This is a genomic window from Aestuariivirga sp. (assembly GCF_047602625.1).
Classification (GTDB): Bacteria; Pseudomonadota; Alphaproteobacteria; order Rhizobiales; family Aestuariivirgaceae; genus Aestuariivirga.
Genome location: NZ_JASGGV010000002.1, coordinates 59,904 through 72,893 on the forward strand (window position 1 = coordinate 59,904; position 12,990 = coordinate 72,893).

Below are 12,990 nucleotides of genomic sequence, written 5' to 3' on the forward strand. Positions count from 1 at the left end.
GAGGTTTCGATGGCTCAGCGCGTGATGATCACCGCCGCAGCAGCCGGCATCGGCCGCGCCATCGCCCTGGGCTTCGCGGCGACGGGTGCGAAGGTGCATGTCTGCGATGTGAGCGAGGATGCGCTCTCAGCCTTCCGCGCCGAAAATCCGGGCATCGCGGCAAGCCATGTTGATCTCCGCAGCGAAGGTGCGATCAACGGCTGGTTCGACACGGCGCTTACTGATCTGGGGGGCCTCGATGTGTTGGTGAACAATGCCGGCATCAAGGGTCCGACCGCGCTGGTGGACGACATCAACTATGCCGACTGGCGCGAATGCATCGAAGTGTGCCTCGACTCGCATTTCCTCTGCGCGAAACGCGCCGCCCCGGTGATGAAGAAACAGAAGAGCGGCAGCATCATCAATCTCTCCTCCACCGCCGGGCAATTCGGCTATGGCGCGCGCTCGCCCTATGCGGCGGCGAAATGGGCGGTGATCGGCCTCACCAAATCGCTGGCCATCGAGCTTGGGCCCTATGACGTGACCTGCAACGCCATCTGCCCCGGCACAGTGCGCGGCCCCCGCATGGCCCGCGTGATGGAGGCGGAGGCGAAGCAGCGCGGCGTTTCCTTCGAGAAGGTGGAAGCTGAATATATTTCCGGGCAGTCGATCAAGCGCTTCATCGAGGCGGATGAGATCGCAGGCCTGTGCGTCTTCCTCGCTTCGCCCGCCGCCCGCACCATTTCCGGCCAGGAACTGGCCATCGACGGTCACACCGAAACTTTCCATCTGGGATAACGCCATGGATTTCTCCCTCACCGAAGAACAGCAGATGATCGTCAAGACGACGCGCGATTTCGTCGTCAACGAGCTTTACCCGCATGAGGCGGAGGTGGAGGAAACAGGCGTGCTCCGCCCCGATCTCCGCGATGAGATCAAGAGGAAGGCCATCGAGGCCGGCCTCTATGCCGCCAATATGCCAGCCGAAGTGGGCGGCGCCGGGCTCGATACGCTGACATGGGTGCTTTACGAAAAGGAACTGGGCCGCGCCAATTACGCGCTGCACTGGAACTGCGTGGCAAGGCCGTCCAACATTCTGATGGCCTGCAAGGGCGAACAGCGCGAGAAATACCTGCTCCCCTGCGTGCGCGGCGAAAAGATCGACTGCATGGCGATGACCGAACCGGGCGTCGGCTCCGATGTGCGCGGCATGAAGACGACGGCGAAGGCCGATGGCGATTTCTTCGTCATCAACGGCACCAAGCATTTCATCAGCCATGCGGATGAAGCCGATTTCGTGATCCTCTACGCCGCGACCGGCGAGGAGGAGACGCCGCGCGGCAAAAAGAAACTCATCACCGCCTTCCTGATCGACATGGGAACGCCGGGCTATACCGTGCGCCCCGGTTACAAGAACGTGTCGCACAGAGGCTATAACAACTGCATTCTCGAATTCACCGATTGCCGCGTGCATAAGAGCCAGATCCTCGGCGAATTGCACAAAGGTTTTGACGTCGCCAACGAATGGCTGGGGGCGACGCGGCTTCAGGTGGCGGCAACCTGCCTTGGCCGCGCCGAACGCGCCCTTGAACATGCCAAGCAATATGCGGTGGACCGCCAGCAATTCGGCCAGCAGATCGGCAAGTTTCAGGGCGTGTCGTTCAAGCTCGCCGACATGGCGCTGGAACTGAAGGCGGCGGAATTGCTCACCCTCGAAGCGGCATGGAAATTCGACCACGGCACGGTTGAGGACATGGACATGGCGATGGCGAAGCTGAAAGCCACCGAAGTCCTCGCTTTCGTGGCCGATGAGGCGATCCAGATTCACGGCGGCATGGGGCTGATGTCTGATCTTCCGCTCGAGCGCATCTGGCGTGACGCCCGCGTGGAGCGCATCTGGGAGGGCACCTCCGAAATCCAGCGCCACATCATCTCGCGCAGCCTGTTGCGCCCGCTGGGGGGATAAGATGAACATGGAGATCGCACAACGTCCTCTCCCGCTTGCGGGAGAGGAAGGGATCCTCCGCCGCAAGCGGAGGGGAGGTGAGGGCCTGCCCGCGCCGGCCCCCTCACCTTCCCCATTGCTTTGCAATGGGTCCCCCTCCTCTCCCGCAAGCGGGAGAGGATGATGAGGAATCTGACGCCCCTGCTCCATCCCCGCTCCATTGCCTTTATCGGCGGGGCGGAATGCAACATCGCCATCACCCGCACGCGCGAACTGGGCTTCACCGGCAAGATCTGGGCCGTCCATCCCAAGCGCGAGGAACTGGGCGGCATTCCCACCGTCAAGTCGGTGGATGACATCGAAGGCCCCGTCGATGCCGCCTTCATCGCCGTGAAGCGCGAGCCCACCATCGAGATCGTCCGTGCACTGAAAGCCAAGGGCTGCGGTGGTGCTGTGATCTATGCCTCGGGCTTTGCCGAAACGGGCGACGAGCATTTGCAGCAGGAATTGCTGGCGGCAGCGGACGGCATGCCGCTGATGGGGCCGAACTGCTATGGCTTCGTGAACGGCCTCGCCCGCGCCGCACTGTGGCCGGACGAGCATGGCATCGAGCCATGCGACTCGGGCGTCGCCATCATCACCCAATCCGGCAACATCGCCTGCAACTTCACCATGACGATGCGCGCCCTGCCGCTCGCCTGCGTCTATGCCATCGGTAACCAGGCCGATCTCGACATGGGCCAGATGGTGGAAGCGCTGGCGCGCGATCCGAGGATCACCGCCATCGGCCTTCACATCGAAGGCCTGCCCGATGTGCCACGCTTCGCGGAAGCCGCAGCCGTGGCGCGGCAATTGAAGAAGCCGGTGATCGCGCTCAAGACCGGCCGCTCCGAACAGGGCGCCAAGGTGGCGATGAGCCATACCTCCTCGCTGGCCGGCGCCGACACGCTCTACGATGCGCTATTCGAGCGCTATGGCGTGGCGCGCATGAAATCCGTCACCGCCTTCGTCGAAACGCTGAAGTTCCTGCATCTCGGCGGGCCGATCGCCGGCAGCCGCCTCGTTTCCATGAGCTGCTCCGGCGGTGAGGCGGCACTGGTAGCCGACATGGCGCTGGAAAAGCGCGTGAGCTTCCCGCCCTTCCCCGCCGAGACGAAGCCAAAAGTGGCGGCGACGCTCAATGAATATGTGTCAATCGACAATCCGCTCGACTATCACACCTTCATCTGGGGCCAGGCGGAGAAACTCCAGGCCACCTTCACCGCCGTGCTCTCCGGCGGCTTCGACGTGGGCATGCTGATCCTCGACACGCCAACCAACCCCAAGATGACGCCCGCCTCATGGATCACCACCGCAAGAGCCTATATGCGTGCGCAGAAGGCCACGGGGGCGCGCGCGGCGGTCGTCTCGTCGCTGCCGGAAGGCATGCCGCTGACCCTTGCCGCCGAATTGTCGGCCAATGGCGTGGCGCCGATGATGGGCTTTGACGATGCGCTGACCGCCTTTGAAGCCGCGAGCTTCATCGGCCGGAACTGGGCGCGGAGCGATGCCCTGCCGGCGGTGACGAAGGAAGAAACGCGTGGCAGCGGCGATGTTTCCCTCAGCGAATATGAGGCGAAACAGCTTCTGAAATCTTTCGGGCTTTCGGTGCCGGAAAGCATCGTCTGTAAGGCTGTTGATGCCGTGGCGGCGGCAGAAAAGCTGGGCTTTCCCGTCACGCTCAAAGTGTCGTCGGCGGCCATCGCCCACAAGACGGAAGCGGGAGGCGTGGCGCTGAACCTCAAGACGGCGGACGACGTGAAAGCCGCCGCTGCCCGCATGGCGAAACTCGCACCCGATGTTCTGGTGGAGCGCATGGTGACGGGCGTGGTGGCCGAACTCATCATCGGCCTCACCCGCGATCCGCAATTCGGCACGGCGCTGGTGATCGGCGCGGGCGGCATCCTCACCGAACTGCTGAAAGATTCGGTCACGCTCATGCTTCCCACCAGCCGCGCCGAAATCACCCGGGCGCTTGCGCGGCTGAAGGTGTGGACGCTGATCCAGGGCTTCCGCGGCAAATCCGGCGATCAGGCCGCCGTCATCCGCGCCGTCGAAGCCATTGCCGCTTTTGCGGAAGCCCATCGCGGCCTGATCGAGGAACTGGACGTCAACCCCCTGCTCGTCCTCCCCGATAACGCCATCGCCGTCGACGCGCTCATCAAGATGAGGACACCATGACCACACCCATTCGCACCGAACGCCGGGACCGCGTGCTTGAAGTCACCATCGACCGCCCCAAGGCCAATGCCATCGACGCCGCCACCAGCCGCATCATGGGCGATGTGTTCGCAAGCTTCCGCGACGATCCCGAACTGCGTGTGGCGATCCTCACCGCAGCGGGCGAAAAATTCTTCTGCCCCGGCTGGGACCTGAAAGCGGCGGCGGAAGGCGAAGCGCCGGACTCGGACTATGGCGTGGGCGGCTTCGGCGGCCTGCAGGAACTGCCCGGCCTCAACAAGCCGGTGATCGCGGCGGTGAACGGGCTGGCCTTCGGCGGCGGCTTCGAGATCATGATTTCCGCCGATATCATCATCGCCGCCGAGCATGCCACCTTCGCGCTGCCCGAAATCAATTCCGGCACGCTGGCCGATGCGGCGACCATCAAGCTGCCGCGCTTCATTCCCTATCACGTCGCGACCGAACTTTTGTTCACCGGGCGGCGCTTCGACGCGACGGAGGCCAAGCACTGGGGCATCGTCAATGAGGTGGTGCCGAAGGAGACGCTGATGGCGCGCGCCCGCGAGGTGGCGGAGCTTCTGGCGGGCGGGCCGCCGCTCGTCTATGCGGCCATCAAGGAAACGCTGCGCGAAACCATGCACCTGCCAATCCAGCAGGCCTTCGACATGGTGACCAAGCGCAAGCTCAAGACGGTGGACAAGCTTTACTCCAGCGATGACCAGCTTGAGGGCGCGCGCGCCTTTGCCGAAAAGCGCAAGCCCGAATGGAAGGGACGCTGAACGCTTTTCCTGCTATCCCCGGCGGATGATCACCCGCCGCGGATTTCTGAAATGGCTGGGCCTCGCCGGGGCCACCCTCGCCACCTATAGCATCGTCATCGAGCCGGGCTTCCTGCTGCGCACGCAAAACTATGCGCTGACCCCGCCGCGCTGGACGAACGGCTTGAAACTCAGGCTGGTGCTGCTGGCCGATCCGCATCTCGTCGAACCGCACATGCCACTGGCGCGGTGGGAAAGAATCATCGCCCGCGCCAACACGCTGGGCGGTGACCTGATCCTGTTGATGGGCGATTACGTGTCGGGCCAAATCCTCCGCACCGGCACTATCCCCGTGGCCGAGACGGCGCGCGCCGCCGCCGCGTTGAAAGCCCCTCTCGGTGTCTTTTCCATCAACGGCAATCATGACTGGTGGGACGACCGTTTCGCCCAGCTTTCCGAGCAAGGCCCGCCCGAAGCGCAGCGCGCCATGGAGGCCAATGGCATTCCGGTTCTCGCCAACCGCGCGGTGCGGTTGACCAAGGACGGAACGCCCTTCTGGCTGACCGGCACCGACAGCATCGTGGCGATCAAGAAGGGCCACGGCCGCTTTGAAGGCCGCGACGATCTTCCCGGGACGCTGGCGCAGGTGACGGATGACGCGCCGATCATCCACCTCGCGCATGAGCCGGACCTGTTCACCGGCATTCCCGATCGCGTTTCGCTGACGCTCTCGGGCCACACGCACGGCGGGCAGGTGCGGATCTTCGGCTGGTCGCCCGTCACGCCGTCGCAATTCGGCAACCGCTATGCCTATGGGCACATCGTCGAGAATGGCCGCCATCTGATCGTCTCGGGCGGGCTGGGCTGCAGCATCTTTCCCGTGCGCATCGGCGTGCCGCCGGAGATCACGGTGGTGGATCTCGGCTGAGTCAATTTGCGAAAAATCGCATCGGCTTTGTTAAGTTTGCAGAAATCACACGCCAAGGTGGCGTGAACCCAATCTCCATGGGGTGACGTTGAGATAGCAGAACGTGCTTCCCTCAACCTCACAACCTTATGGAGAGTTACATGCGTACGAATTTTCGCAAGAACGTGCTGACTATCGCCTCCATCGCCTTTCTCGCTTCGGCGGCTGGCGCATATGCTGACGGCCTCGGTGGACTGGGGAACGCCGTCGGCAACACGGTGGGCGGCTTGGGGAACACTGTCGGCAATACCGTGGGCGGGCTCGGCAACACTGTTGGCGGCGTCACCAAGAGCGTCTCGACGACGGCATCGGCCACTGTCGGAACGGCAAACTCCCTCGTGAGCGTCAAGGCGGATTCCGCCCTGATCGGCGGCATCCACGCCCGGCTGGGCGTCCTCACGCCGAAGCAGCTCGTCCGGCTCTGCCTGACGGCCGGTGGCGGCAAAGGTTGCGGGACCGGCACTCCGGCACAGGTGCGCAAGCTGATTGACGCCCGCCTGAATGTCCTCAATCGCAACCAGCTCATTTCCTTGTGCGTGTCGGCTGGCGGAAGCTGCGGCGTCACCCGCGCCGCGGTCGCCACACCGGTGCAGCCGCCTAAGACGGGCAATGGTGGCACTGGCGGCAAGACAGCGAAGAACATTCCGCTGACCTGCATGAAAATCATGTCGAGCCCGGCCTCCTACGAAGCGGGCCTCGTCAGCCTCTGCCGCCAGATGGCGGCGCGCTAAGCAACAAAAAGGAGCCCGCCAACAAAGCGGGCTCCATACTCATTCACTGATGAGATTATACTCTTTCATCAGATTGCTGACCTCGGTGCCTTCCAGCTTTTTCATCAGCAGGTGGCGCACAAACGCAGGCCCTGGAATGTCGAGCTGCTGGCCATCGCGCAGTGGGCTGATTGCCGCCAGCAGCGAGCGGACGTCATAGGTCGAATTGAAAACCTCCGGCACCCGCCGCTCGACATTGAGAAGGGTGTAGACAGCCTCCATCGGCGTGCGCACGGAATATTCCGTGGTGAAGATGCAATCACGCTCTTTCGATTCCGCAAACTGGCCGATGAAGGCAAAGTTCACGGCGCCTTCCGGCACCACGTCTGGCCGGTCGCCTGCCTGCCGCGGCATGAAAAAGGCGGTGATATGGGGCATCATCACCGGCACCGTCCTGGCGCCCGTTGCCGCAAGCTGCGGAATATCTTCAAGTGGCACACCGAGGTGATAGAGCCATTCCTGCGTGATCTCCTCGCCCGTGCAATCCTGCATGGGTTTTTTCACATAGTTGCCCGGCTTTTCCACGAACAGCGAATAGAACCAGATGACGATCTGGTCCTTGGGCTGCTGCTTGAAATGAGGCTGGCGGTTCACCGTCCAGCTGCACAGCCAGTTTGAATCCTTGATGGTGACGATGCCGCCGCTCACCACATGGCCACTGAAGGGATCGCGCTTGGTGATCTTCCGGATATATTCGGGAATGCGCGCATCAAGCGTCGTAATGGTTGCAGATTCCCACTTGGTTTCGGGAATATGGGCGCCAAACACATCGGGACGCCCGAACGCCGGGTCCTTGGCTGCGATGCGGCGCCAGAAATCCCACGCTGGCGCCGGGCCAGTCTTGAGCCTGGCCGGGGTCTTATGATCGCCATTGTCGGAATTCTCGGTCAGCGATCCAATGGTCATGAACACCAGATCGTCGGGGCCTAAATCAACGCCACCTTCTGCGCCATTTTCGATCCAATGAATGCGGGTCGCCTGCTTTCGCCCGGGACCGATATCGAAATCGACATCTTTCACCTCGACGCCGTAGCGGAATTTGACACCCTGTTCCTGCAGCCATTTCACCAGCGGCAGCGCAAGCGATTCATATTGGTTATAACGCGTGAACTTGAGCGTCGAGAAATCCGCCAACCCATGCAGATGATGGATGAAGCGGTGCACGTAGAGCTTCATTTCCAGCGCGGAATGCCATTCCTCGAAGGCGAACATGGTTCGCCAGTAGAGCCAGAAATTGCTGGCCAGGAAATCCTTGCCGAGCACTTCGTTGATCCGCTTGTTCTCCACCTCCTGCCGCGTGGCGAAAAAGAGCCGCAGCAAATCCTTCTGGGCCTTGTCGTTCAGCGTCAGCAGGGCCTTGTCGGGGACGTCCTGCCCGCGGTTCTGCGTGGTGCGCTGGAGCGAGAAGTTCGGATCGTCCTTGTTCAGCCAATAGAATTCATCCAGCACGCTCGCACCCTCTGCCTCGAGCGAGGGAATGGACCTGAACAAGTCCCACAGGCATTCGAAATGATCTTCCATTTCCCGCCCGCCGCGGATCACAAATCCCTTTTCCGGCTCCTTAATGCCATCCAGCGCGCCGCCCGGCAGTTTCAATTCCTCAAGAATGGTGATCTTGTTGCCGGCCATTTGGCCATCGCGGATCAGAAACGCCGCGCCCGCCAGCGAGGCAAGCCCTGAGCCCACGAACCATGCCGTCTTCTTCTCAACGCCCGCGGGCTTGCGGGGCCGGGCAAAAGCATAATAGTTGCCGCTGCCATACTGCATGTTCAACACCTCCCGCTTGAAACAAAACCCTTCTGGCGATCCTATGCCAAATGTTGTTCACGTAAGGGGCAGAATTTTGATCGCACCCGCGTCAGCATGTTGAATGAAAAAGAGCCCGCCAGTTCGGCGGGCTCAGCGCGTATCCGTCCCGGGGAGAGACGGTATGCGGGAATATTCAGATCAGCGGGTTGCGGCTGGCGATGCGGACGCTGTCGGTCTGGCGGAGAACCGCTTCAAGATCGGCATTGGCCTGAAACATCGTGTTGAGGCTGCTGAAGGCCTTTTCCAGGCGGCTCCAGAGCCCAAGACCGGCAACTGCGGTGGTGGAGAGCGTGGCGGAGCGAGACATGATCGTTAATTCCCATTAAGAAGTTTGAATTGTCCCTAATATAAGCCATTGTGATTTCAACGACAAACGACTAGTTCTTGAATCATCGTTTAATACGGCTTGAAGATCAATGATTAGGCACATCCCCGGCCTGCAGGCTTTGAAGGCATTTGACGCAGCGGCGCGGCACCTGAATTTCACCCGCGCCGCGCAAGAGCTGAATGTGACGCCCGCCGCCATCAGCCACCAGATCAAGGAGTTGGAGGAACAGACCGGCGTGTCGCTGTTCACGCGCACCAGCCGCTCCATGGACCTGACGCGCGAAGGCAAGGTGCTGCAAACGGCGGTATCCGAAGCCCTGGCCGGGTTGAACAAGGCGCTTCAGCGCATACGCCAGCTTGAAAACCCCTCGCAGCTCAAGGTCTCAACCTCGCCCTCGATTGCCGCCAAATGGCTGGTGCCCCGCTTGGACAGGTTCCTCGCCTCCGTCCCCGGCTCCGACGTGCGAATCGATGTGTCCTCGACAACCGTGGATTTCGACCGCGACGATACCGATATCGCCATCCGCTTCGGCAAGGGCGATTACCCCGGCCTTCATGTGGAAAAAATGTTTCAGGACACCATGTTTCCGGTGTGCAGCCCTGATCTTTTGAAAGGCCGCAAACCCCTGCGGGAGCCGCGCGATCTTTTGAATTATCCGCTCATCCATCTCGACTGGGAGGGCCAAGGCGCCGTGTGGCCGGACTGGCGCATGTGGATGCAGGCGGCGGGCGTGAATGACTTCATCGGCACGCGCGGCATGCATTTCAGCCACTCCTCGCTGGCGCTGCAGGCGGCAATCGACGGCCATGGCGTGGCGCTGGGTGACTCATCCCTCTCCGCTGACGATCTGGCGGCGGGCCGCCTCATCAAGCCGTTTGAGCTGAGCCTCAAGAGCCCGCCGGAATTCGGCTATTACCTCGTATACCCAAAAGATTCTGCCAGCCGCCCGATGGTCAAGGCGTTCCGCGAGTGGATTGCCGCTGAAGCAGCGGCCACCCCGCACTGATCGCCGCCACGAACAGCGTGGCCGCTGCGGCAAGGCTCACGGCGAAGAAGCCGTGATCGTCATAGACCGTTCCGTAGACCGCGCCCGCCGTGCCGAGCGAGGCATAGGTGGTGAAGGAGAACAGCCCCATCAGCGCGCCCCGGCGTTCGGCTGACAGCGAGTTCACGAAGGCGACGATGGCCGTCATCGCGAGGTGATTCACGACGCCCCAGAAAAACGGATAGACGGCGATCACCTGCCACCACTCCGCGGCGAAGGGCAGAAGCAGGTAATTGATGCCCACCAGCGCCAGCCCCAGCGGCATGACGCGGCGGGGGCCGGTGCGGTCAATCCAGCGGTCGCCAAACACCGCCAGCCCAAAGCCCACGCCATAGGAGAGCGCGATGGCGCCGCCCAGCCACGCGCCCACATGATGCAGCGTGCGCACATGATCGCCGATGAAGGTGTAGGTCTGGTAGAAGCCGATCATGTAGCAGAAGGTGCAGAAATAACCGAGCAGCGCGCCGGGAATGCGCAGCACGTCCCAAAACCGCACCGGGCCTGAACTTGCCGCCCCCTCGACGCGCGGCAGCATCAGCCCGCCGGGCACCATCAGCGCGGCAGCTGCGGCCACCAGCAGGAAGGTGCCGCGCCAGCCCACGAAGGCGGAGAGGACGGCGGCCAGCGGTACGCCGATCACCAGCGAGATCGACCAGCCGAACAGCACCCGACCCATGGCCTGCGCGCGCGTTTCGGGCGGGGAAATGTCACCGGTCAGCGCATAGGTGGAGGGGATGATGACGCCCGAGGCGAGCCCCACCATGAATTGCCCGGCCACCAGCACCTGCCAGTGAAACGCCAGCCCGCACACCACAAGGCTTGCCGCCAGCACGGCAAAACCGCTGGCGATGGCCAGCCGCTTCGGCCACCGTCCAAGCCGGGGCGCGGCGATCAGCGCGGCGAGCGCCACGCCGATGCCATAGGCCCCAGCCGCGAAGCCAACATGCTTTGCCGTGGTGTTAAGGCCCGACGCAATGTCGGGCACCAGCGGCGACAGCATGAGGGCCTGGATGCCGACCGCCGCGATGCTCAGCATCAGCAGCGCCAGCGGGCGTGGCGATGTCATTCGGGCGCGAGGGCGGGATGAGAATTGAAGGTGCCTGCCGGCATCTGCTCATAGTCGATCACAGCACCGGTCATCATGTAGGCGGGCGGCGACACGAGGAATGCCATGACCCCTGCCACATCTTCGGGAAGGATGAGCCGGCCGGACGGCATGCGCTTGCCGATCTGTTTCGACCAGTCCTCAGGCAGCTTGTGGAAGGTGGTTTGCAGCTTCTGCTCGCCCTCCGTCAGCGCCCAGCCGAGGTTGATGGCGAAGATGCGGATGCCCTCGCGCTTCACGGCATTGGCGGAGGCGCGGGTGAGCGTTACCAGCGCCGCCTTGGAGGCTGAATAGGTGGCAAGGTTGGGCGGCCCGCCATGCGCCAGCATCGACGAGACATTGACGATTACCCCGCCGCCCTGCCCGCGCATCGCCTTCACGGCCTCCTGCATCATGAACAGCGGCGCCTTGACGTTGACGCCGAACAGCCGGTCGAAGGACTCCGGCGTCGTGTCGTCCAGCCCGCAGCGTTCCGTATTGCCGGCGGCGTTCACCAGAACATCAAGGCGTCCAAAGGCTTTGAGCGCCGCCGCGACCGCCCTGGCCGGAAGCGATGCGTCCAGCAGGTCTCCGGCCAGCGTTTCAACCCGTCCGAGGACCGAGAGCGATGCCTTGGCCGCTGCCAGGCCTTCGGCATTGCGGTCCACCAGCAGCACGCCTGCAAAGCCGTCCGCCAGAAACCGCCGTGCCGTGGCGGCGCCGATGCCCTGCGCGCCGCCGGTGACCAGCGCGATCCGCCCCTTTTGATCCGTCATGAAATCCCCCCAAGCTCACGGCCCAAGCTAGTGGATTCGGTTGCCCCGCACCAATGCGATCCGTTAAGGTCTGTCATAAATGGCGGGGGGTCCGGCGGCGGGCAACGCCTGGCCTGAGAGGAAATGGGTGATGCTGCGTCTGTGTCTCGCCGTGCTGTTCGCCGCCGTGTTGATGGGACATGCCGAGGCCGCATGGCCCCCCAAAGCGCCGGACCTTTCCATCACCGTGTCGCGTGCGACGAAAACATGCCTCCCGGCTGATGATTGCCGCGTGAATATGCGGATCGAGAATTTGGGTTCGGCAGGCTATGATGGCCCGCTCACCCTTGCGGTCGATCTCACCTCGGCCGCCGTGCCCGGCCCACAGGACGCATCAGGCTGGGAGTGCCGGAAACTGACGTACACCCGGCTGTCCTGCGCCGCCAAATCATTCACGCTGCCGCCCGCGGGGGTGGCCAACCTCGTCATCACCTTCCGCCTGCTGCCCACGCCGCGTTCGGAGATGAAGGCCTGCCTGTCTTTCGGCTGGACCGGCCCCGGAACGCCCGCCTTCGCGGCGCTGAAAGACGCGCTGGGCACGGCGCAGAAAGACCGGAAGCTCTTTCCCGCCGTGTTCGGCCAATGGGGAACCGGCGATCTCCGCTCCGCCAATGACAGCGGCTGTGTGAGCGTTGCCATCGGTTACAATGATCGGGAAACGCCGGCCTGTTCCGCCGGTCAACTGCTGCGTGACGGAGAGTGTGCCGAGGCTTCGGCGCAATGCACCGGCGGCCGGAGCTTCGACGTGGCGAAAAAGGACTGCGCTTGCCCTGCGGGAGAAAGTTTTGATCCTTCGCTCCGCCAATGCGCCGCACCTGTTCAATTGAGCTGCAGCGGCGGGCGAACGGCATCACCTGATAGTGCCTGCATCTGCACGGCGGATGCGCCGCTGTGGAATCCCAAAACGGAAGCCTGCGAAGCTCTCGCCTCTCCCCAACATGCCGAAACGCAGCCTGTGGTGCAGACAGTCACGCAAACCGTTCCTCCGGCCCCAGCAGCACCCTCCTACCGCCGCAAGCCGCCGCGCACGGCATCTGTTTGCATCAACAATTGCGCGCCAAAGATGAAACACGTCGCTCCGCCAAGGAAGCCCAGGCCGCAGGCGCATCGCACAAAGGCTGCGCCGCGCGCCGCCAAACCGGTTGCCGCCGTGCATCGCAAATGCCCGGCCCTGCTGGTTTACAATCCACGCCGCGATTATTGCTGGCCGTGGTGGATCATCGATCCCGATGTCATTGCCAACGGGCCCTATACGACGAAGAAGCGCTGA

The 12,990-nt window shown here is 63.0% G+C and carries 12 protein-coding genes; 8 read left to right on the forward strand and 4 right to left on the reverse strand.

What is annotated here, in order from left to right:
* Positions 1 to 9: 9 nt before the first annotated feature.
* From QM694_RS04855 to QM694_RS04880, 6 genes are all read left to right on the forward strand, one after another.
* Complete coding sequence (locus QM694_RS04855) at positions 10 to 777, forward strand: SDR family oxidoreductase (RefSeq protein WP_415005825.1); 768 nt, start codon at positions 10 to 12, stop codon at positions 775 to 777.
* A 4-nt stretch (positions 778 to 781) separates the two neighbouring features.
* On the forward strand, positions 782 to 1,945 hold the full coding sequence (locus QM694_RS04860; RefSeq protein ID WP_415005826.1) for an acyl-CoA dehydrogenase family protein: 1,164 nt from the start codon (positions 782 to 784) through the stop codon (positions 1,943 to 1,945).
* 162 nt (positions 1,946 to 2,107) lie between these two features.
* Positions 2,108 to 4,144, forward strand: a complete 2,037-nt coding sequence (locus QM694_RS04865; protein WP_415005827.1) for an acetate--CoA ligase family protein — start codon at positions 2,108 to 2,110, stop codon at positions 4,142 to 4,144.
* Positions 4,141 to 4,923 (forward strand): carnitinyl-CoA dehydratase, encoded by a 783-nt coding sequence (locus tag QM694_RS04870; RefSeq protein ID WP_415005828.1) that lies wholly within the window; start codon positions 4,141 to 4,143, stop codon positions 4,921 to 4,923. Before QM694_RS04865 ends, QM694_RS04870 begins: the two co-directional genes overlap by 4 nt.
* 25 nt (positions 4,924 to 4,948) lie before the next feature.
* The gene (locus QM694_RS04875; RefSeq protein WP_415005829.1) at positions 4,949 to 5,830 is read left to right on the forward strand and encodes a metallophosphoesterase; all 882 of its coding nucleotides are present in this window, start codon (positions 4,949 to 4,951) and stop codon (positions 5,828 to 5,830) included.
* 140 nt (positions 5,831 to 5,970) lie between these two features.
* Positions 5,971 to 6,600: a hypothetical protein gene (locus QM694_RS04880; protein WP_415005830.1), complete on the forward strand. Its 630-nt coding sequence runs from the start codon at positions 5,971 to 5,973 to the stop codon at positions 6,598 to 6,600.
* 39 nt (positions 6,601 to 6,639) lie between these two features.
* Here the strand turns inward: QM694_RS04880 and QM694_RS04885 are convergent, their stop codons facing one another.
* On the reverse strand, positions 6,640 to 8,406 hold the full coding sequence (locus QM694_RS04885; RefSeq protein WP_415005831.1) for an oleate hydratase: 1,767 nt from the start codon (positions 8,404 to 8,406) through the stop codon (positions 6,640 to 6,642).
* 175 nt (positions 8,407 to 8,581) lie between these two features.
* A complete protein-coding gene (locus tag QM694_RS04890; RefSeq protein WP_415005832.1) occupies positions 8,582 to 8,755 on the reverse strand; it encodes a hypothetical protein in 174 nt (57 codons plus the stop codon).
* A gap of 109 nt (positions 8,756 to 8,864) precedes the next feature.
* Between QM694_RS04890 and gcvA the strand changes: the two genes are divergently transcribed.
* Positions 8,865 to 9,782, forward strand: coding sequence for a transcriptional regulator GcvA (gene gcvA, locus QM694_RS04895; protein ID WP_415005833.1), 918 nt, complete (start codon positions 8,865 to 8,867; stop codon positions 9,780 to 9,782).
* Here gcvA and QM694_RS04900 read toward each other — a convergent pair.
* The gene (locus tag QM694_RS04900) at positions 9,730 to 10,887 is read right to left on the reverse strand and encodes an MFS transporter (protein WP_415005834.1); all 1,158 of its coding nucleotides are present in this window, start codon (positions 10,885 to 10,887) and stop codon (positions 9,730 to 9,732) included. The two genes, gcvA and QM694_RS04900, sit on opposite strands and share 53 nt — an antisense overlap.
* A complete protein-coding gene (locus QM694_RS04905; RefSeq protein ID WP_415005835.1) occupies positions 10,884 to 11,681 on the reverse strand; it encodes an oxidoreductase in 798 nt (265 codons plus the stop codon). The genes QM694_RS04900 and QM694_RS04905 overlap by 4 nt, the downstream gene beginning before the upstream one ends.
* Before the next feature lie 130 nt (positions 11,682 to 11,811).
* On the opposite strand from QM694_RS04905, the gene QM694_RS04910 reads away from it, so the two are divergent.
* Positions 11,812 to 12,990 carry a hypothetical protein gene (locus QM694_RS04910; RefSeq protein ID WP_415005836.1) on the forward strand — a complete coding sequence of 393 codons (1,179 nt, stop codon included), beginning with the start codon at positions 11,812 to 11,814 and terminating at the stop codon, positions 12,988 to 12,990.

Bases quoted from the DNA above. Each gene is read 5' to 3' on its own strand.
- QM694_RS04855 (WP_415005825.1), top strand. From the start codon at position 10: ATGGCTCAGCGCGTGATGATCACCGCCGCAGCAGCCGGCATCGGCCGC.
- QM694_RS04875 (WP_415005829.1), top strand. From the start codon at position 4,949: ATGATCACCCGCCGCGGATTTCTGAAATGGCTGGGCCTCGCCGGGGCC.
- gcvA (WP_415005833.1), top strand. From the start codon at position 8,865: ATGATTAGGCACATCCCCGGCCTGCAGGCTTTGAAGGCATTTGACGCA.
- QM694_RS04870 (WP_415005828.1), top strand. From the start codon at position 4,141: ATGACCACACCCATTCGCACCGAACGCCGGGACCGCGTGCTTGAAGTC.
- QM694_RS04905 (WP_415005835.1), bottom strand. From the start codon at position 11,681: ATGACGGATCAAAAGGGGCGGATCGCGCTGGTCACCGGCGGCGCGCAG.
- QM694_RS04910 (WP_415005836.1), top strand. From the start codon at position 11,812: ATGCTGCGTCTGTGTCTCGCCGTGCTGTTCGCCGCCGTGTTGATGGGA.
- QM694_RS04900 (WP_415005834.1), bottom strand. From the start codon at position 10,887: ATGACATCGCCACGCCCGCTGGCGCTGCTGATGCTGAGCATCGCGGCG.
- QM694_RS04890 (WP_415005832.1), bottom strand. From the start codon at position 8,755: ATGTCTCGCTCCGCCACGCTCTCCACCACCGCAGTTGCCGGTCTTGGG.
- QM694_RS04865 (WP_415005827.1), top strand. From the start codon at position 2,108: ATGAGGAATCTGACGCCCCTGCTCCATCCCCGCTCCATTGCCTTTATC.
- QM694_RS04885 (WP_415005831.1), bottom strand. From the start codon at position 8,406: ATGCAGTATGGCAGCGGCAACTATTATGCTTTTGCCCGGCCCCGCAAG.
- QM694_RS04880 (WP_415005830.1), top strand. From the start codon at position 5,971: ATGCGTACGAATTTTCGCAAGAACGTGCTGACTATCGCCTCCATCGCC.
- QM694_RS04860 (WP_415005826.1), top strand. From the start codon at position 782: ATGGATTTCTCCCTCACCGAAGAACAGCAGATGATCGTCAAGACGACG.